The organism is Bilifractor sp. HCP3S3_D3 (assembly GCF_052063915.1).
Lineage (GTDB): Bacteria > Bacillota > Clostridia > Lachnospirales > Lachnospiraceae > Bilifractor.
The window spans coordinates 1-20,652 of the sequence record NZ_JBQHWP010000026.1 but is presented as its reverse complement, the minus strand read 5'-3'; the positions used below and the strand labels follow the sequence as shown (position 1 = coordinate 20,652).

The following is a 20,652-nucleotide window of genomic DNA, read 5'->3' as shown; positions in this document are numbered from 1 at the left end:
ATAAAACTCGCGCAGCGTGTTTTATCTCGCTGCGGTGGCATTCAGCAGATTCCATGATGATATACAGGGAAGATTCTGCAGGGACATACAACAGTGGTTTTGGAGAGACATCAATGAGTGATTTTCTGGACGGGATCCGGAGTATGGAACAGCGGGGTGGCAGACATGGGAGAGCAGAGAAGATTTTTTTCGGATGATACCAGAAGGGAAATAGAGAAGATACCGGTGCAGATGATCATTCTTCGGCTGCAGCCGGACAGGATGTGCTGCGAGGCGGTCACGGACAAGCTTCTGGAATTCCTTCAGATCGACAGAGAATGCGCGGAGGCATCCTTTGCCGGACTGGACGATTTTCCCGATGAGTGCGGGTGGATGCATCCGGATGACCGGAAACGGATTGATCATCTGTTTGCGGGGATGAAAAATTACACGGAGCAGAAATATGTTTACCGTGTCCGGCTGAAACGGAAGAAGGATTCGGATTATCGCTGGTACCCGGCAGAAATTTTCGGCAGAAATCTGGGGGAAAAAGGGATTCTGGTGTACTGCAGTCTGGTAGATGCGAGTACAAATGGGGAACGCCGCAGGCAGAAATCATCCGCGGAGAAGATGCGGAAGCTTCTGGTGAATAAGGTCCTGGAGACGACGCAGGACTGTATCTTCTGGAAGGATACGGACAGGCGTTTCGTCGGCGTCAACCGCGCTTTTCTGGAGTTCTACGGTTTTCCCTCTGACGAGGCGCTGATCGGCAAGACCGATGAGGAGATGGGATGGCACCAGGATCCGGATCCGTTCCGCAGGGATGAAGAGAGAGTCCTTCACGGGGAAAGCACGCTTCTGGTGCACGGGAAGTGCAGAATCCGCGGCGAGGAGAGGGATATCCTCGCGACCAAGGCGCCGATCTACGACGGGGACACGATTATCGGTCTGGTGGGAAGTTTTATCGATGTGACCGAGGATTACAATCAGCGTAAGCAGATCGAGCGGCTCGGGGATGAATTGAAGGACGCGCTTCAGGCGGAGAAGAAGACAAATGAGAATCTGAACATGTTCATGTCCAGAATGAGCCATGAGATGCGCACACCTATGAATGCGGTGATCGGCCTTTCCAGTCTTGGCATGAAGGCAAAGGATGTGGATGAGGCCGTGGACTGTCTGCACAAGATCAATATGTCCGGGCAGTATCTGCTCGGCATTATCAACGACGTGCTCGATATCGGAAAAATCGACAGCGGCAAGTTCCGTCTGTCGGAGAAGCAGACCCGTCTCGCGGATATCATTACTGCCGCGGATACAATCATCCGCCCCATTGCCAACCGGAAAAAAGTAAATCTGGCCTATGATTTCAGTGGTGTTCAGATTCCGGAAGTTATCTGTGACCGTATGCGTGTGCAGCAGATCTTGATAAATCTGATGAATAATGCCGTGAAGTTTACGGATGAAGACGGGATGGTACGTGTGGAGATTTCTGATCAGGAAGCAGGCGGGAAGGTGAAGCTTAAGATCGTTGTCTCGGACAACGGATGCGGAATGAGCCGGGATTTTCTGAAACGAATCTTTCAGCCCTTCATTCAGGAAAACCGGGACCCGGTCAAGTATGGCTCGGGTACCGGGCTTGGCCTTTCGATCTCGAAGACTCTGGCAGAGCAGATGGGAGGAGGGATTACCGTTTCCAGCGAGGAAGGCGTCGGATCGGTATTCACGGTGACACTCATGCTCGGACTCCTGAAGAAAAATGCGGGGGAGAATGACAGCACGGGTAAGGAGGGACAGAACACGGCTTTCAGTGACGGACGGGAGGAACGTGATTTTTCTGCTTTGAAGGGAAAGAGAGTCCTGCTTGCCGAGGATAATGAAATCAACCGGGAAATCGCGCTGCGCATGATGAGCCGTGCCGGTATCCGGGCGGACTGCGCGGGGAATGGCAGAGAGGCTGTGGAGATGGCGGAAGGCTCATCGCCGGGGTATTACGCGGCGGTGATTCTCGATCTCATGATGCCGACGATGGGCGGCTATGAGGCTGCGGAGCGAATCCGTTCCTCCGGCCGGCAGGATCTGAGGACGATTCCGATTATTGCGATGTCTGCGGACATCTTTGAGGAGTCCGTCAACCGGGCGATTTCCTGCGGGATGAATTCCTTCATCACCAAGCCGCTGGACGCGGATAAGCTGCTTGCGACGCTCATGGAAACCATAAACACACGCTGACATATCGGACAGACGCGTGGCGGAAAGTGTATAAGCTGTGGATTTACTTCACATTTATTCATGTGATATAATAGATTAAATAAAAAAATAACGGAAAAATCCACAGAGACCGATGATTTTGCTGCATAAGGAGTGCGAAGCACGGAGCAATCCGCAGCTGATACAGTGTGTGGCGCTGTTTACATCATGTGGCGCAATTTATCGTATTTTTTTGCTGGATCCTCTGCTGACTCTGTAACGCTTTGCGGAGTCTGACATCATGCGCGGTTCCGTTTGACGGCGGTTTCCGGGACACATACAGATCGGCTATGGGGCAAGGGGGATAAATATGAATCCGGGTATTACAGATAAGGAAAAACAGAATCTTTTTGACAGCATCTTTGAGAATATTTATCAGGTTTTTCTAAAGATTGATCTTCTGACCGGAGACGGGGTGACACTTGCCGCAAGGGATAGTGCCTGGAAGGCCAGCACCGGTATGCGGTTCAATTTTGAGAAGATCATCTACACGTACATTCTCGACGTGTCGGCGGATGCGGACCCTATGAAGACATTGAACGAGCTGAAGCTGGAGAATGTCTCTGCGAAGCTGCAGGAGAGTCCGGTATATGAGGTGTACAATACCGTGCACGGAAAGGAAGGACATCTGCGGGTTTGCGGATTCACGTTCTTCCGCGGAGACGGAGACATCATTTATCTGGGGATCCGTGACGCGACCGGCGGTTTCAATGATGTCAGCGCACATATCCGGAAGCTTGAGAGGGCACTGCAGAAGGCGGATAAGGAGAGTGACGAGAAGAATACGTTCCTGACGCTGCTGAGCAGAAATGTACGCACGCCTCTCTACTCTATTATGGGGCTGACCAGGGCTGCCGAGTCGGATCTCGGAAGCAATACCGCCTTTGACGATTATCTGCACAAGGTGTCCATGTCCGGAACCTACATGAACGAGACCATCAATGACGTGCTGGATCTCCGGAGAATCTCGAGAAATGAGATCGTCCTGAAAGAGGAGGAGATTTATCTCAAGCCGTTTTTTGAGGAGATACAGCGGATGATCGCTCCGTCCATGTACGAGAAGGGCCTGATCTTCCGCATGAACACGGAGAACGTGTCAGATCTGACGGTCATGGCAGATCATCACTGTCTGCAGCAGATACAGCTGAAGCTTCTGCAGAGCGCGATTAATTACACCATTCAGGGCGGGAGAATTGATCTGGATGTCAGGGAACTGTTCCGGACGCAGGAGATGGTCACGCTGGAGTTCTCGGTGAGAGACCGGGGAATCGTCATCGATCAGGAGCGGCTGAAGGTATTGTTCCAGCCATACGATTATCTGAAGAGCAAAATCGATTCCCATATCGGTTCCCTGGATATCGATCTGATTATCCTGAAAAGCTATGTGCGCGCCATGGGCACGGATACGCTTACGGCCGAGTCGGATGCTTCCAGAGGGACCCGCATCTCCGTCACGCTTACGGTTCCGCTGGCGGAGGAGCAGTATGACGAACGCCCGGATTCACAGGAGATGGATTTCAGCGGAAAGAGAGTGTTGGTGGTAGATGACAACGAAATCAATCTGGAGATTGTGCGCAAGATTCTGTACAGCAGGAACATTGAGGTTGTCAGCGCAAAGAACGGGCAGGAGGCCGTGGACCTGTTCCGCAGGGAAAATGGCCGTTATGACCTGATTCTGATGGACATTCTGATGCCGGTTATGGATGGCCTGGAGGCCACCCGTAAGATCCGGGCGATGCGCGATATTCCGGGTGCGGCGCATGTCCCGATCATCGCGATGACGGCAAATGCCTTCCGCGAGAATTTTGAAGAAAGCTTCAATGCCGGAATGGATGCTCATCTTGTGAAACCGATCGAGCCCGAGCGTCTGATCATGGTGATGTCGGATGTAATGGGCCGCAGGGAACAGGCCTGATGTGCGGTTCTGTCCGGCGGGAGATGGTGATCCCGGATGTAATGGGCCGCAGGGAACAGACCTGACGTGTGGTTCTGTCCGGCGGGAGGTGATGGTATGGATAAGCTGATCGAAGAATTAAAAAACTGGGGTGCGGATACGGATGCGGGCATTCAGAGGGTGATGAACGACGAGGAATTCTACCGGATGCTCGTTCTGAAGTTCGCGGATTCACCTGAGTTTGAGACGCTGGAGGATGCTCTCGACCGTGGTGACAGAAAGGCTGCTTTCGGCATCGCCCACAGCCTCAAGGGCGCCTCCGCCAACCTCAGCCTGACACCCTTCTACCGTGCGGTGGCCGCGGTTGTCGAGGATCTCAGAAAGTATTCCGGTGTTGGAAGAGAAGCTGCTGAAGAGGACACGGAACTCGAGCTGCATCTGCAGCAGTATCGGATGGAGAGGGATCTTCTGATGAATCTTACGAGGAAGTACGTCGGCTGACCGGAAACTGCCGGTTAATTCGTGGTATGTGCGGAGAGACTGAATCTACTGAAAATTAATTATTGAGATCCGTATCTTTAAGTGTTATCTTTCTTAATGTCAAATAAATCAGGTACGGATATTAAGACAAGGGCGTCTTGCTTATGACATGGTCATGTGCGAGGCGCTTTTGTTTATACATTTTTTAGATTTCTGCTTGTTTTTTATTAGTTCTCTATTCGTTGCTCCGGCCTGAGATTTCGGATAAGGAGGCGGCTGATGAACCATTTGGTTGTCACAATAGGATGTGAGTACGGCGCCGGCGGTCCCCAGATCGGCAGGATGCTTGCGGAAGCTCTGAATATCGAATATTACGACAGGGATCTGATCGATAAGGTTGTCGATCAGCTGGGCGTGGACAAGGAGCTGGTAAAAGAGGCAGATACCAAGGCAAATGTCAAGTACAGCTTTGAGACAAGCCTGGGGCCCAGATACGCGAACCTCACGAATCGCGTGATCTACACGCAGTACGAGGTCCTTCACAATATGGCGGAGAAATCCTCCTGTGTGATCATCGGCAGGAGCGCGAACTACATTCTGAAGGACAGAGATGATGTCCTGAATTTCTTTATCTATGCTCCGAAGGATGTGAGAATCGGTTCGATCATGGAACAGGATCATGTTTCAAGGGACAAGGCGGAAGCCGAGATCGACTATTACGATGAGATGAATCATTCGAGGCATAAGTATATTACCGGTACATACAGAGGCGACAGACGCGGAAGAGATCTGATGATCGACAGCAGCAGGCTTGGCTGGGAAAAAACCGCGAAATACCTTCTGATGTTCATAGAGATGCTTCATGAGTGAAAATCTGTAACATCGCCGTCAAACCAGGCTGCGATCCGCTTGCAGAGCATACGAATTCAATCGATGGAAGATGGACAAGGGCGTCCGGACAGATATATGGATCTGTCTGGGCGCCTTTCCTTGTATTTACGCGAACAGTGAGCCGCAGCCGAATGCGAAGTATTCGTGTGCGGCGAGCGTCGCGATAGCGAGATAAAACTCGCACAGCGTGTTTTATCTCGTTCGGACAGCACAGAGAATCCGGAAAGAAAAGGAGGCAGGTATGGAGAGCAAAAAAGAATCGGAATTTACGAAGGTTTTCAGCGCGTGGGATATCCTGGTTATTGCGTTCGGCGCGATGATCGGCTGGGGCTGGGTAGTCTCTACCGGTGACTGGATCGAGAGAGGCGGAGTACTTGGCGCCGTTCTGGGATTCGTTCTCGGCGGCGTGATGATATTCTTCATCGGCCTTACTTATGCGGAGCTGACGCCCGCGATGCCTGAGTGCGGCGGCGAGCACGTATTCAGCTTCAAGGCAATGGGCGCGAATGGCTCATTTGTCTGCAGCTGGGCGATCATCCTCGGATACGTCAGTGTCGTATGCTTCGAGGCCTGCGCGCTTCCGACGATTATCACCTACATCTATCCCGGATTCCTGAAGGGTTATCTGTATACGGTCGGTGGTTTCAAGGTATATGCATCCTGGCTTGCGGTTGCGGTTGCGATGTCGATTTTTATTACCTATATCAATATCCGCGGCGCGAAAACAGCGGCCGTCCTGCAGACGGTCCTCACCGTTATTATCGGAGGTGCGGGAATTCTCCTGATTGTGGCTTCGGTTATTACCGGAAGCCCGGCCAATCTGGAAGGTCAGATGTTTGTGGGATCCGGAAGCGGAATCGCGCGGAATATCCTGCGCGTGGCCATGATGAGCCCCTTCTATTTCATTGGTTTTGACGTTATCCCGCAGGCGGCGGAGGAGATCAATGTTCCGCTGAAAAAAATCGCGAAGATGCTTCTGCTTTCTATCGTACTTGCCGTTGCGTTCTATGCTCTGGTTATTTTTGCAGTCGGCTACGTCATGAATTCCGGCGCGATCGCCGCTTCTGCCTCCAGCGGATCCGGTCTGGTGACAGCGGATGCGATGGCTGCGGCGTTCAAGACATCGGTGATGGCGAAGGTACTGATCGTCGGCGGAATGTGCGGAATTGTAACGAGCTGGAACTCTTTCCTGATCGGTGGAAGCCGTGCGATGTATTCCATGGCAGAGTCCTATATGATCCCGAAGTTTTTCGGGAAGCTTCATGAGAAATACAAGACGCCGATTACCTCTCTGGTTCTGATCGGCGTACTCAGCTGCCTGGCACCTTTTGCGGGAAGAAAGATGCTGGTGTGGATCGTTGACGCGGGAAACCTCGCCTGCTGTCTTGCTTACTGCATGGTTGCGATGTCCTTCGTGATTCTGCGGAAAAAGTCTCCGGAAATGCCGAGACCCTATAAGGTAAAGCACTACAAGGTTGTCGGCTTTTTCGCCATTGTTCTTTCCGGTTTCATGGTGCTGATGTACATCCTTCCGGGAACCGGCGCTACGCTTTCTCTTCCCGAGTGGGTAATCGCAGGAGGATGGGGAGCGTTCGGAGTTGTTCTGTATGCGGTCTGCAAGGTGAAGTACGGCGAGAAGTTCGGAACTCTTGTCGATGTGGCAAACGATGAGCTGGATGCCGAGGCGGCGAGAGAACGTCAGGCAGCGGCCGGAATCGCAGCCGCAGAGGCGGGCGCAGAGCCGGCGCCGGCGATGGCATCAAAGACCATTTCTCCGGATTTCGCGAAAGCAAAAGCATTCAATGCAGCCGGAGCCGAAATGCTTCGGGATGCTTCAGCAATTCCGGATACCTTCCAGTATTTCCTGCCGGTGAACCTCGTGTTCGGATATGGAAAAACAAAGGAGGCCGGAGCGCTGGCCGGGAAGTATGGACATAAGGCACTGATTGTCACGGGACGTTCCAGCGCGAAGAAATCCGGACTGCTTGACAGAGTCCGTGACAGCCTGCAGGAAGCCGGCCTGGAGACCGTTCTGTATGACAAGGTTACCGCGAACCCGCTCACCACAACGGCACAGGAGGGCGCGGACCTCGCGAAGCAGGAAGGCTGCGATGTGGTTGTCGGCATCGGCGGAGGAAGCATCATGGACGCAGCCAAGGGCATGGCATTCATGGCAGTCAATGACGGAGCGTTTGACGATTACATCTACAATCGGAGGTCGAGTGATCAGGCACTTCCGCTCGTGCTGATCCCCACAACATGCGGAACAGGATCCGAGGGAAATGGTTTCGCGGTGTTCACGAACCCGGAAACCGGAGACAAGAAGTCGCTCCGCAGCCCGGCGATCGTTGCAAAGGCATCGATTGTAGATCCGGAGAATATGATGACGATGCCGAAGAAGGTGCTTGCTTCTGTCGGATTTGATGCCCTGTGTCACTGCATGGAGGCTTATACAGCCAGAAAATCACAGCCCTTTACCGATGCGCTCTGCATGTACGCAATCCCGCTGATTGTCGGTAATCTGGTGGATCTGTATCAGGGAAAGGAAAGCAGAGAAGCATGGGAGGCAATGTCAATCGCCAGCACCATCGGCGGAATGGTCATCAATACCGCCGGAGTCACCCTTGCCCATGCGATGGAGCATCCGGTCAGCGGTCTGAAAAATGTAACACACGGCGCAGGACTTGCTGCCATCACGCCTTACGCGATTGCAGCTTCCTGGGAGGGAAACCGTTTCAAATATGGAAAGCTTTCGAGAATGCTCGGGGGCTACACGGCAGAGGATTGTGCCGAGAAGGTGCGCACCCTGCTCAGGGAGCTTGATCTGAACATCACACTGGAGGATCTGGGAGTCACTGAGGGAGATATCCCGTGGCTGACACAGAACTGCTTCAAAGTATCGAAGGCAAACATCGATAATAACCCGACAATGCTCGCCGAGGAGGATGTGGCGGAGATTTACCAGAGAGCTCTTCACGGAGAGTCGCTGAATCTCGCACGCACCGCCTGAAACAACGGCATTGGTTCAGGCGATGATGTATTTATCTGATCGATGATGTGATCGTCAGGTCGATGAGTGCAGTTCACAAAACAGGTATTTCGTTTATTTTTCTAAAGAAGGCACGGACACGGGACAGTGGAATTTCCAAAGATCCCGTGCTCCATACCAGATATATATGTTAAATATTTTTTTGTACAGGAGGAAAAGAAAATGGCATTAGCAGAAGATTTACCGAAGATTGTAACTGGTCAGGTTCCGGGACCGAAGGCAAAGGCTATTCTGGACAGAAGAGATGCGGCGGTTCCAAAGGCTCTGTGCGGCCAGACTTATCCGGTCGTTATCGAGCGCGGCGCAGGCCCGATTGTGAAGGATGTTGACGGCAACGAGTTCCTTGACTGGATCGGCGGTGTGGGCGTACTGAACATCGGATATTCTCATCCGGAAGTCATCGAAGCGGTCAAGGAGCAGTCCGAGAAATATTTCCACACAATCTTCAACGTCATCTGTCATGAAGGATATATAAAGCTGGCTGAGGGACTGAACAAACTGATCCCGTGCCGCGGAGATGTGAAGAAGACCTATTTTGCAAACTCCGGTGCCGAGTGTGATGAGAACGCAATCAAGGTTGCAAAATCCTATACACACCGCGGAGGCGTGATCTGCTTCACCGGCGCTTTCCACGGACGTACAAACCTGACGATGGCACTGACCGCGAAGAAGGCATTCGCACAGGGCATGGGACCCTTCCCGGCTGAGATCTATCGTGCGCCGTATCCGTACCTGTACCGCGCACCGAAGGGATACAGCGAGGAAGAGGCGATCGAGTACTATCTGAACGGATTGAAAAAGGTATTCGACGAAGGAATCCCGGCAAATGAAGTTGCATGTATGATTGTTGAGCCTCTTCAGGGCGAGGGCGGATTCATCCCGGCTCCGATCGAATGGGTAAAGGCGGTCCGCAAGATCTGCGATGACAATGGAATCCTGCTGATCGCTGATGAGGTTCAGTGCGGAAACTGCCGTACCGGAAAATATTTCGCGTCTGAGTACTGGGCTGAGGCGGGAGCTGCTCCGGATATCGTTACAACCGCGAAATCTATCGCTGCAGGCATGCCGCTCAGCGCAATCACCGCAAGAGCAGAGATCATGGACGCTGTTCCGGCAGGAACCATCGGCGGTACCTATTGCGGCAACCCGGTTTCTGTCGCTGCAGGCAACAAGGTAATGGAGATCTATCTGAGAGATGACTTCCCGGCAAAGGCAAGACATATCGGCGAGATGATTATGGGAGGATACAAGGAGCTTCAGAAGAAATATCCGGTGATCGGCGATGTCCGTGGTCTTGGAGCGATGATCGGTATCGAGTTCGTAAGAGATCCGGAGACAAAGGAGCCTGCAACAAAGTTCACTGCAAACCTGATTCAGTGCGCGCTTCAGAAGGGACTTCTGATTGAGAATGCAGGAACAGCAAGCAACATTGTTCGTTTCCTGGCACCGCTCGTAATGACAGATGAGCAGACAAAGAAAGGACTTGAGATCTTCGAGGAGTCCATCAAGGAAGCACTTGCAATGGGTCTGTAATCAAGGATCCGTGATGAGACCGCGCAGTCATTGAAGGGATGGAGCCGGATGAAGGTTCGCCTTATGACAGAAGAGCACGACACCGGCTGCGCGGCATGAAGAGGGTACTTCGTACAAAATATATATATTTAACAGGGGCGGGAGCATGCCGGTCAGATACCGCGTGCTCCCGCTTCTTCGTTATACCTGCTGTTTTTGAAATCGGATCCGGTTTTTCAGGCACCTGCTGACTTCGAGATTGGCTCCGGTTTCTCTGATACCTGCAGAGTTCGAAATCGGATCCAGTCTCTCTGATACCTGCTGTCTCCGAAATCGCATCCGGTCTCTTACATAAGCTTCGTGTGTGACGAGCCTGGTCTGCGTTTCCAAGAGGTTAGCCCTGTGATTCTCCCTGTGCTTCCGCGTAGGAGATCAGTGTGGCATCGTGCGTGGAGGTCTTCCAATCATCACCGGCCTGACGCTCGATGGTGAGCTTGATCTTGTCACCGGAGGAATGTCCGGAGATGATTTTCTTGAGCTCGTCATAGGAGCTGACCGAGGTACCATCAACAGCCGTGATGATATCTCCCTCCTTAAGGCCGGCAAGAGATGCGGGGCTTCCGGAGAGGACGGTCTTGACATATACGCCGTCCGGATAACCGGAGGTATCGACATCGGTCAGGGAATCAATGTCCGCGCAGGTTATTCCAAGGAAGCCGGCGTTTTCATTTACCGAGGAGGAATCGTCGGAACTGCTGTCCACGCTGTTCTGATCGGAATTGCCGCTGTCGGAATCATTGTCATTACCGTTGTTTCCGGAGTTGTTTTGTCCCGGAAGCTGGAAGCCTCCGTTGTCCTGACTGAAATCAGGCAGGTTATCGGAAAGATCCGATTCGATGGATTTCTCGATCTTTGACGCTGCCCTGTCCATTGAGCTGCTTATGGCAGCCGGAATTGTCAGAGACAGGATCCCCGCTGCCACAACACCTGCGACGGCTCCGGTGAGAACGGTGAATCCGATTTTCTTCCCGGTGCCGCTGTGGTGTCTGCATCCTCCATTGGCGTAGGGATTGCTGTTCCAGGGACCATTGCCGGCATTGTTGTTCCATGGGCCATTTCCGGCAGAACCATTACTGCCATTGCCGTTCCATGGGCCGTTTCCGGCGGAACCATTACTGCCATTGCCGTTCCATGGGCCGTTTCCGGCGGAACCATTGCCGGCATTGCCGTTCCATGGGCCGTTTCCCGTAGACCCATTGCTGTTTCCGTTACTGTTCCAGGAGCTGCCGCCGTTTCCAACGTAGGGGTTGCCGTTTCCGTTATTGCTCCACGGATTGCGGCTTCCGGAGGAAGTGTCAGAGTTCTGGCTTCCCCAGGGATTGGGATTGCCCTGGTTTGTTCCGTTGTTCTGTGCGGATGAATCTGCAGCGCCATTCGCGTTATTATGGTTTGTTTCGCTGCTGTCCTGCCCCATTGCGTTACTGCTCTGGCTGCCTGTGTTGTTCTGATTCATCTCATTATTATTCTGGTCATCATACATGATTCATGTCTCCCTTCGATCGGATGCAGACCTCTTTTGTTCATCCGGTTATTTTCAATATCTGTGGTATGTCAATCACATCTAATGGTTATAATAATAGAAAATAAACGTGAAAAATAAGTGAACACAGGGTGAAAATCCGATGTAGAACGGAAAAGCTCCCGGCGCCGGCAGAATTGCCGGTATCCCGGAAGCTTTTTCAGACTGCAGCCGAAGGATTTTAGCTGGATGCGGATGTCGACGTGGCTGAAGTGCCGGCAGCGGATGATCCCGAGACAGCTTCCGTTGGTGTATCTTCGCTCGAAGAGGAAGATGTGGAGGCCACGAGATTCGAGGTCGTCAGGTTAAAGTCACTGTAGATCGTCGAGGATATGGTGTAGACCGTATCCGCGTCATCGACGCGCAGATAGTACTCAGAGATCTGGCTGTTGTAGTCGCCAACCTCAAGCTTATGCGTTGAGCCGTCTGAGAGGGTAATCGTGATTGTCATGACCGGACTGTCGAGACCATACTGCGTGAAGTCTGTCACATCTGTGATTTCGTTGTCCGAGCTGAGATCCGAGAGCGCATCGGTCATGGTCTTGATCTGTGTGGTATCCACCTTTTCATCCGGGAAGTCGGCAAAACTCCAGGTGTCGGTGTCAGCGTCATGATTGACGTTGAATCCGCCGGCGTCATTGGTTGCGGTAATGTTCTTAATTCCGGAGATATCATCGTCCGAGAGGGAGAGTGCGGTATAGGAGGTACTCTTTTCAGTTGCTTCCTTGTGGGCGCTGTAAGCCTTTGCGGCAAAATAGGCGCCAATGGCGCACCCCAGAATGACCAGAAGAGTAATCAGCTGAATTTTCTGTTTTTTCATTTTATCTCATCCGTTCTAATCATAATGTCTTGTCTGCTGTTGTCTGCTGTCCGTGCTGTATCCGGTCCGTACTGTATCCAGTCGGTGCTGTACTCAGCCGGTGCTGCATCCAGTCGCTGCTGTATCCAGCCTGAGCTGTATATACAGCCGGGTCCTGTCCTGCTTTTTTCTCTCCTTCGGGGAGGAATGCAGGGCAGGAACGGAAGCGTTTTATTTTTTCCTGCGGATAACCCAGATTGTGATTCCGAAGGCCAGAAGAACAACCGGGATCAGGATGACAAACAGGATGGTGAGAAGGACAGCGGTGCGTGTGGCCATGGTGATGGTGGTGTTGTCCATGGACTTTGACGGGATGGAAATCGTCGTCGTGTCGGAGGTCATAGCGCTGATCGAGCCGCTGAAGAGCGACAGGTTGGAGCCGGAAACCATCTGGTTTGCGTTATCGTTGAAGATGTACGGGGACGTATACACGACCGCCGTTGAGGTAATGGTATCTGTGCTGCTTTCCGCCGAGGAACTGCTGGATACGCTTTCCGCCGCCGAGCTTCCGGATACCGCCTCCGAGGATGACGAGGTTCCGGATACGCCGTTCGCTGTCGATGAGCTGGTCACGGTGTTGTCTGCGGCGCTTCCATCTGAACCGCTGATTGTCTTGACTGCCTTCAGACCGACGATTCGCGCGGCAAGCTGATCGCTGTCGGTTTGCTCCATGTCGGACTCGCTTGAAACACTGCTGTGCACATACGCGCTCTCTGAGGTTTGCAGAAGAGGTGTGTATGCAACCTGGCTGTTGGAGCTGTCGTAGGTGATCTCCTGAGAAAACGGCGACATGATGTATCCGTTTGTGATACCGGAGGTGATATCGTCGCTCTCCACATTCGGGAGAAGGTAGGAGGGATACTGATAGTAGCGGCTGCTGTCGCTGTCCAGAACAACGCCGTCATTCAGCGAGATTCCAAAGTAGGACAGAAGCGCCTTGTAATTCGTCATATCGCCGGTCGCCTCATAGTTTGTGACCGCGATGACATTTCCTCCTTTATTGAAGTAATCCTCGAGTTTCTTCAGATCGTCAGAGGACAGGTCAGAGGTCGGCGCGTTGATGATGACTGCCTGTGCGTCATCCGGGACACTGTCGTTCTGCATGAAATCCAGATCCTGTACCGTGATGTTCATTTTGCTTACGGCATCTGTGAAAGTACTGGACAGGGCAGTTTCGTTGTGCCCGGTCAATGTGTAGATGACCGGATTGCTGTCGCTTGTGACATAGTCAATGGCAGAGGTGATCTGGCCTTCACCGTCATATCCCGTAGTTTTCTGGGAATAGGTGGTGTAATCCGTGGAGGTCTCATACACATCGCTGAAATTGACAATCTTGCTCTTGTCACCGCAGGTGACGATCAGAGAGTTCATATAGACCTTGGAAGAATCATCAGTGTACTTTTGGATAAAGGTCGGATTTTCCGCAGGATCGACGTAGCTGACCTTGATATGCTTCGATAAAGCCTCATAACTCTTCAGTGTTTTATTCAAGGTCTTGTCGGATGCACTTTCCTTGTCAAGCACATAGATTGTGACATCGTCCTTCAGGCCGGAGACGAGATTCTTCGTATCGTCGGTGAGGGAGTAGAGACGACTTGAGGTGACGTCAATATTCTGCATCGAATCCGGAAGCTTTGTGACTGCCAGGTTCACGATAACGGTGATGGCGAGAACAACGACGATCATGACCGAGCTGTACGCTCCGAAGGAGATCGTTTTTTTCGAAATAGAATACCTTCTCTTCTGGATAATCTGCGTGGTCAGGAACAGGAAGAGCAAGATAACGGTTGCCATATAGATGATCGCGGTGATGTTCAGACTTCCGGAGAGGAAGTTCTCAAACTGCCCCCGGACATTGATGGCGGTCAGGAATTTCGTGAGTACGGTATTGGAAGAGACCATGTTCTGAATGGTCGGGATCAGATACATCACGAAGAGGAAGAGGAAAGACAGAACGGCCGCGATGATCGGGTTTTCTGTCAGAGAGGACGCAAAAACACAAATCGCGATGCAGGCCAGTCCGTAGAGCCACATGCCGAGGATGGCGATATAATCCGATCCAAAGGATACTTTTCCGAATGCCGACAGGATCAGAGGATAGATGCAGGTCATCAGAGTAGGAATTGTGTAGATTTCCGCCAGAGCCAGGAATTTCTGGAATACGACCTGTCCCACGGATACCGGGGCGGTGAAGAGAATCTGGTCCGTCTTCTGGCGCTGTTCCTCAGAGAAGGAACGCATGCAGAGGATCGGCATCAGGATCAGGAAAATGATCTCGACGGTGCTGATAGTTCCCGTGATGTCTGAGCTCAGGCTCAGAAAATTATAGTTCGATACAAAAAATGACAGGAAGGCCCAGAATACGGCGATAAAAAGCCAGCCCGTTACGGAATGAAAGTTTGATTGAAAATCTTTCTTTGCAATTGCCTTCATCAGTCAGACACCTCCTTGTGATCAGAATCCGCAGGATCCGGGCTGTGCTTCGCGGCACTCTTGTCATCCGAAGCGTCGGAATCCGGGCTGTGCTTCGCGGCACTTTTGTCATCCGAAGCGTCGGAATCCGGGCTGTGCTTTGCGGCACTCTTGTCATCCGAAGCGCCGGAATCCGGGCTATGCTTTCCGGTGCGCTTGCGATCAGAAGTGGGGCGTGCGTCATCACTGGTAAGAGACAGGAAGACATCTTCCAGAGAGCGTTCGCTCTGATTCATGGACAGGAAATACATCCCAGCGCCGAATACAGCCTGGGAAATGGCCGGACGGATATCCAGCGTCTGTTCCGAGTGAATGACCGCGTGAAGCTGGAGAGGTGCGCCCTTTCCGGGATCCTTTGCGACAGAGACGTTTACGCCGGATACCAGATCAATGCGGCGAAGCGCGTCGCCCAGGGTCTGCTCATTGTCTCCGAGAACGTCGATGATGACCTCCTGCTTATGGCTCATGGCCGTGCGGAGATTCTCCGGCTTATCACTGGCGACAAGCTGTCCCTTGTTGATAATCCATACGTAATCGCAGAGACTGCTGACGTCGGAGAGAATGTGAGAACTCAGGATGATGATGTGATCCTTCCGGAGCGTTCTGACATAGTCGAACATCTCCTTCTGCTGCTCGGGATCAAGTCCGACGGTCGGCTCGTCCAGAATGATGATCTCCGGATTGTTAATGATGGCCTGCGCCAGTCCGACACGCTGCTTATATCCCTTTGACAGGTTTTTGATCAGGCGGTTCTGCATGCCCTTTGTGCCTGTCTTCTGCATGGCATTTTCCACGGCGCCCGCTCGGTCCGCCTTCGGGACTTCCTTCAGTTCAGCCGCGAAAAAGAGGTATTCCTTCACCGTCATATCCGGATAAACCGGAGGAATCTCGGGCAGGTAGCCGATTCTTTTCTTGGCATCCTCAGGCTGCTTCAGAATGTCGAAACCGTCGATCTTAACGGTTCCGGACGACGGCGCCAGATAGCCGGTCATCATATTCATGGTCGTGGATTTTCCCGCGCCGTTCGGACCGAGGAAGCCGTAAATGGTGCCTTTTTCCGCTGTGAAGCTCAGGTCATTTACCGCAATGTGATCGCCGAAGCGCCGCGTCAGATGTTCAACTTCAATCATCTCGTAACTCCCTTCATATTGTCGTGTATGCGTGAAACGGGCTCTGTTTCCCTGTGCGGGAGAAGACAGGCCGATTTTCACACCATGAAAAAGAGTAAAAAAAATATGTGTTCTTTTGTGCATGCAACTGTGAAAAAACTGTGAAGTCTGTTCCGCGCGCGATATTTCGTACGAAAGCAATTGATTGTAATGAGGCGCCGGGAGTTTTATACTTATAATTATGGAAAGAACAGTAAGCCTGCAGGGTATGTTATAGAAAGACCAGTAACTACGCAGACGATATTATCGAAAGAATAGTAAGCACGCAGGCTATTTGTAGAAAAGGCAGTAAGCCCGCAGGGGCGATGCAAGGGGAAGATCAGACATTATGGCGCGCAGAACGATGCAATTATTATCACCGAAGGTTTTTAATGTGTATGACAGGGAGGGCTGGACCGTCCGCGATGACAGAGACGGCTGCAGATCAGAGTACAAGCCGATGATCAATGATACGCTGAACGGTGCGGTGATCTGGTTCTCACATTACCCGGAAGGGTACTGGAAGCCGGATCACAGGCACAATTGTGCTCACGGGATCTATGTGATCGACGGAGCCCTCCAGATGGGTGAGTCTGTTTTTAAGCCGGAGACCTTTATCTGGAATCCTGCCGGTTATCCGTGCGGCCACGGGGCGGCACCGGGAAAGGACTGCCATTTTCTGTTTGTGGCAAACCGGCCGTTTGACATCGAGTTTCTGGGAGAAGAGGAATCCCGGAGGGAACGTGTCATCCAGGAGCTGAATAAGGAGGAAAATCAGCTGAGAGTTTTCCCTGCCTTCGACAGCGAGATCTGGTGTGAAAAGGAGGAGCCGATCGGCAGCCGGTTCTACGCAAAGCCGCTGCTCATCGATCACGAGACCGGGATGACGGTGGAGTATGTCCGTTTTCCGGCGGATTTTGAGAGACCTGCCCACAGATACACCTGTGCTTACGGACTTTACATCATCCGGGGCAGACTGGTGACCTCCTTCGGTGTGTGCACGAAGGGAGATTTCATCTGGTTTCCGCCGCGCTATGTCAATGAACGGTTCCGGACCGACGATGAGGAATGCCTGGCGCTGATGATTACGAACAGGCAGTACAATGTGGTGATGATCTGAGAAATACTCTTCAAGGCAGGGAAGAAGCCGGTTTCATTGCAGATGATGTAAATCAGGGTGCCGCCGGGAGACCGGCAGAGGATGATGTAAATCAGAGTGTTCCGGGAGAAAACGTCCCGGGAGAGCATATGCGATTCCAGAACGTATCAAGAGCAAACACAAACATTATAAGCGATGTAAAGAAGGTCAGATGAATGATAGTGGAAGACAATAAGCAATACAGTGAGGATCAGGGAAAAAGTATAGAGGAGCAGAGGATCACGGAGGAGGGCAATCCGGCGAAGCCTTCGGGGAAGGCCGGGGCACAGATGCTGCACCGCATGAATGAGAGCCATGACGCCGTGACAAACTGGGGTCTGGACTTTTTGACGTTGCAGTCCCGGGACGTCGTCATGGATATCGGCTGCGGGGGCGGGGCCACGCTGCACAGACTTTCGGTGAGAGGAGCCGGTTATGTCGTGGGCGTGGACTATTCGGCGGTGTCTGTGCATCAGTCGCTGGAACTGAATCAGGAAGACGTCTCTGATGGAAAAATGTGTGTGCTGCAGGCGTCTGTGGAGGAACTTCCTTTTGATGATGAATTTTTTGATGTGATTACAACGGTGGAAAGCTTCTATTTCTGGCCGGACCCGCAGGAGAGTTTGAAGGAGGTCAGACGTGTGCTGAAGCAGGGAGGTCACTTTATGCTGATCGCGGACATCTACGACAACGGCAGACTGCCGGAAAGCGCGAAGGAAAACATCCGCAGGTATCAGATGACAGTCCCGACGGCAGAAGAGTACCGGACGCTGTTCCGTAACGCCGGCTTCTCCGATGTTCTGATTCACACAAAGGACGGGGAGAACTGGATTGCCGTAGAAGGAATCCGGTAAGGAACTTGCCGACCGCTGAATTTTCTAGTAAAGTATGTTGAGGATTGCCCTGTCAGCAGTGATGCTTTTGACAGGCGTATCATGAAATAAAGTAAAAAATAGTATTGGAGTATTGAACCGATGGATATTGCAAAGCAGATTGCGAAGGAACTGGAGATTGAGCCGTGGCAGGTGGAGGCGGTGATCAGCCTGATTGACGAGGGGAACACAATCCCTTTTATCGCCCGCTACCGGAAGGAAAAGCACGGGGAGTTGAATGACGAGCAGATTCGTAATCTGAGTGAGAGACTGGGGTATCTGCGAAATCTGGAGGACAGAAAGGCAGCTGTACGGTCTTCCATTGAAGAGCAGGGCAAGATGACAGACGAGCTGTCAAAGGCGATTGACGGCGCGGAAACGCTGGTGTCTCTTGAGGATATCTACCGGCCGTACAAGCAGAAGCGCCGGACGCGCGCGGTAGTCGCGAAGGAGAAGGGACTGGAGCCTCTGGCGCAGATCATCCTGGAGCAGAAGATTACCCGACCGGTTGAGGAAGAGGCGAAGGCCTTTATCAGCGAGGAAAAAGGTGTGAAAACCGCTGCGGAGGCAATTGCCGGCGCTTCAGACATCATCGCGGAGATGATCTCCGACAATGCGGATTTCCGCACCGGAATCCGCAACTTCACGAGAAAGACAGGTATCCTTGTTTCTCAGGCGAAGGATCCGGAGGTGAAGTCGGTTTACGAGATGTATTACGATTTTCAGGAACCGGTGTCGAAGATTACGGGTTATCGTGTACTCGCAATCAACCGCGGAGAGAAGGAGAATATTCTGACCGTCCGAATTGAAGTGGATGTGAGAAAAATCATCCTCTTCATCGGTCATACGCTGATCAAAAGCAACAACCAGTATACGATGCCGGTTCTGATCTCGGCCATGCAGGACAGCTACAAGAGACTGATCGGGCCGGCAATTGAGCGGGAGATCCGCAGTGAGCTGACGGAAAAAGCTGAGGACGGCGCGATCAAGGTCTTTGACAAAAACCTGGAGCAGCTTCTGATGCAGCCCCCGATTGCCGGACAGGTCGTTCTCGGCTGGGATCCCGGATATGCGCACGGCTGTAAGCTGGCAGTTGTGGATGAAACCGGAAAAGTGCTGGATACGGCGATCATCTATCCGGTTCCGCCTTCATCAAACATGAAGCCGAATCAGCGCAAGCTGGAGGAGGCGAAGAAGCTGGTCAAGAACTGGATCCAGAAGTATCATGTCACATTGATTTCACTGGGAAACGGAACCGCGTCCAGAGAGTCCGAGCAGGTCATTGTGGATCTTCTGAAAGAGATTCCGGACTGCAAGGTGCAGTATATGATCACAAATGAGGCGGGCGCGTCCGTATACTCCGCCAGCAAGCTGGCGGCCGAGGAGTTCCCGGATTTTGACGTGGAACAGAGAGGCGCTGCATCCATGGCAAGACGGGTCCAGGATCCGCTGGCCGAGCTTGTCAAGATCGATCCGAAGGCGATCGGAGTGGGCCAGTATCAGCATGACATGAATCAGAAGCGGCTCGGAGAGGCGCTCGGCGGCGTGGTCGAGGACTGTGTAAACCGCGTGGGCGTGGATCTGAATACTGCATCTGCTCCTCTTCTGGAGCATGTGTCTGGCGTCAGCAAGACGTTGGCAAAAAATATTGTCGAGTTTCGCGAGCAGAACGGCCGCTTTGTCAGCCGAAGGGAGCTCTTGAAGGTTCCGAAGCTCGGACCGAAGGCCTTTGAGCAGTGCGCGGGCTTCATGCGGATTGCGGGAGGCAGCGAGCCGCTGGACAATACCGGTGTTCATCCGGAAAGCTACGGCGCGGCGGACGCCCTTGTGGACGAGCTCGGTCTGAACAAGGAAGAACTCTTTGCGTCGACCGCGGTTACCGGAGCCGGACAGACCCGGAAATCCGGACAGAAGGTGGTCGTAAAGGATTATCCTTCGATGGCGGAAAAGCTCGGAATCGGCGAGCCGACACTGCGGGATATCGTAAAGGAGCTGAACGCGCCGGGAAGGGATCCCCGTGAGGATATGCCGAAGCCGATCCTCCGGAGCGATGTCCTCGGCATGGAGGATCTGAAGGTCGGAATGGTTCTCAAGGGAACGGTCCGCAATGTCATCGATTTCGGCGCGTTTGTGGACATCGGTGTTCACCAGGACGGTCTGGTGCACATCTCCGAGATGTCCGACCACAAGTTTGTAAAGCACCCGCTCGATGTTGTCTCCGTCGGGGATGTCGTAGAAGTCAAGGTCATCAGCGTAGATCTCGAGAAAAAACGGATCGGACTTTCGATGAAGATCTGATATATCGATGGAATCATTCGGTGCCATAAATGCAAGTGAAAAATAAGTGATAATAAGCCCCGGAAAGAAATGAAATCTTTCCGGGGCTTATTTACGGTGCGCCCGGCGGGCGCACGTTCTAAAGGGTGAGAGTCCCTGATCCGCCCGGCAGTGGGAAGGATGCAGCTGAAAGCAAGGGCGTCATCGTGAGATGAGGTCTGAAGGAAGCCGTAGGCAAAACACTGGCCTGTAAAA

The 20,652-nt window shown here is 52.5% G+C and carries 13 protein-coding genes; 9 read left to right on the top strand and 4 right to left on the bottom strand.

The genetic code is table 11. From position 1 onward, the window contains the following. Nucleotides 1-117 precede the first annotated feature (117 nt). The 6 genes from ACTNDI_RS12665 (at nucleotide 118) to ACTNDI_RS12640 (ending at nucleotide 10,073) form a co-directional block, all read left to right on the top strand. The gene (locus ACTNDI_RS12665; protein WP_441101339.1) at nucleotides 118-2,208 is read left to right on the top strand and encodes a PAS domain-containing hybrid sensor histidine kinase/response regulator; all 2,091 of its coding nucleotides are present in this window, start codon (nucleotides 118-120) and stop codon (nucleotides 2,206-2,208) included. 328 nt (nucleotides 2,209-2,536) lie between these two features. Continuing rightward, nucleotides 2,537-4,141: a hybrid sensor histidine kinase/response regulator gene (locus tag ACTNDI_RS12660; protein WP_441101338.1), complete on the top strand. Its 1,605-nt coding sequence runs from the start codon at nucleotides 2,537-2,539 to the stop codon at nucleotides 4,139-4,141. Nucleotides 4,142-4,237: 96 nt separating this feature from the next. Next, the gene (locus tag ACTNDI_RS12655; RefSeq protein ID WP_441101337.1) at nucleotides 4,238-4,621 is read left to right on the top strand and encodes an Hpt domain-containing protein; all 384 of its coding nucleotides are present in this window, start codon (nucleotides 4,238-4,240) and stop codon (nucleotides 4,619-4,621) included. A gap of 258 nt (nucleotides 4,622-4,879) precedes the next feature. Continuing rightward, complete coding sequence (locus ACTNDI_RS12650; protein ID WP_441101336.1) at nucleotides 4,880-5,470, top strand: AAA family ATPase; 591 nt, start codon at nucleotides 4,880-4,882, stop codon at nucleotides 5,468-5,470. 262 nt (nucleotides 5,471-5,732) lie between these two features. Next, nucleotides 5,733-8,501 carry a bifunctional amino acid transporter/iron-containing alcohol dehydrogenase gene (locus ACTNDI_RS12645; protein WP_441101335.1) on the top strand — a complete coding sequence of 923 codons (2,769 nt, stop codon included), beginning with the start codon at nucleotides 5,733-5,735 and terminating at the stop codon, nucleotides 8,499-8,501. 201 nt (nucleotides 8,502-8,702) lie between these two features. Then, entirely contained in the window at nucleotides 8,703-10,073 is a 1,371-nt protein-coding gene (locus tag ACTNDI_RS12640) for an aspartate aminotransferase family protein (RefSeq protein WP_441101334.1), read from the top strand. A 373-nt stretch (nucleotides 10,074-10,446) separates the two neighbouring features. Here ACTNDI_RS12640 and ACTNDI_RS12635 read toward each other — a convergent pair whose 3' ends face one another. The 4 genes from ACTNDI_RS12635 to ACTNDI_RS12620 all read right to left on the bottom strand — a co-directional run bounded on the left by ACTNDI_RS12635 (nucleotide 10,447) and on the right by ACTNDI_RS12620 (nucleotide 16,092). After that, complete coding sequence (locus tag ACTNDI_RS12635) at nucleotides 10,447-11,592, bottom strand: PDZ domain-containing protein (protein WP_441101333.1); 1,146 nt, start codon at nucleotides 11,590-11,592, stop codon at nucleotides 10,447-10,449. A 220-nt stretch (nucleotides 11,593-11,812) separates the two neighbouring features. After that, nucleotides 11,813-12,451, bottom strand: a complete 639-nt coding sequence (locus ACTNDI_RS12630; protein WP_441101332.1) for a DUF4340 domain-containing protein — start codon at nucleotides 12,449-12,451, stop codon at nucleotides 11,813-11,815. Nucleotides 12,452-12,661: 210 nt separating this feature from the next. Further along, nucleotides 12,662-14,923, bottom strand: a complete 2,262-nt coding sequence (locus ACTNDI_RS12625; protein WP_441101331.1) for a Gldg family protein — start codon at nucleotides 14,921-14,923, stop codon at nucleotides 12,662-12,664. Then, complete coding sequence (locus ACTNDI_RS12620; RefSeq protein ID WP_441101330.1) at nucleotides 14,923-16,092, bottom strand: ABC transporter ATP-binding protein; 1,170 nt, start codon at nucleotides 16,090-16,092, stop codon at nucleotides 14,923-14,925. Before ACTNDI_RS12620 ends, ACTNDI_RS12625 begins: the two co-directional genes overlap by 1 nt. A gap of 412 nt (nucleotides 16,093-16,504) precedes the next feature. Between ACTNDI_RS12620 and ACTNDI_RS12615 the strand changes: the two genes are divergently transcribed. The 3 genes from ACTNDI_RS12615 to ACTNDI_RS12605 all read left to right on the top strand — a co-directional run bounded on the left by ACTNDI_RS12615 (nucleotide 16,505) and on the right by ACTNDI_RS12605 (nucleotide 20,418). After that, the gene (locus ACTNDI_RS12615; RefSeq protein WP_441101329.1) at nucleotides 16,505-17,230 is read left to right on the top strand and encodes a cupin domain-containing protein; all 726 of its coding nucleotides are present in this window, start codon (nucleotides 16,505-16,507) and stop codon (nucleotides 17,228-17,230) included. A gap of 194 nt (nucleotides 17,231-17,424) precedes the next feature. Beyond that, nucleotides 17,425-18,102: a class I SAM-dependent methyltransferase gene (locus tag ACTNDI_RS12610; RefSeq protein ID WP_441101328.1), complete on the top strand. Its 678-nt coding sequence runs from the start codon at nucleotides 17,425-17,427 to the stop codon at nucleotides 18,100-18,102. Between the two features lie 120 nt (nucleotides 18,103-18,222). After that, nucleotides 18,223-20,418: a Tex family protein gene (locus tag ACTNDI_RS12605; RefSeq protein WP_441101327.1), complete on the top strand. Its 2,196-nt coding sequence runs from the start codon at nucleotides 18,223-18,225 to the stop codon at nucleotides 20,416-20,418. Nucleotides 20,419-20,652: the final 234 nt, after the last annotated feature.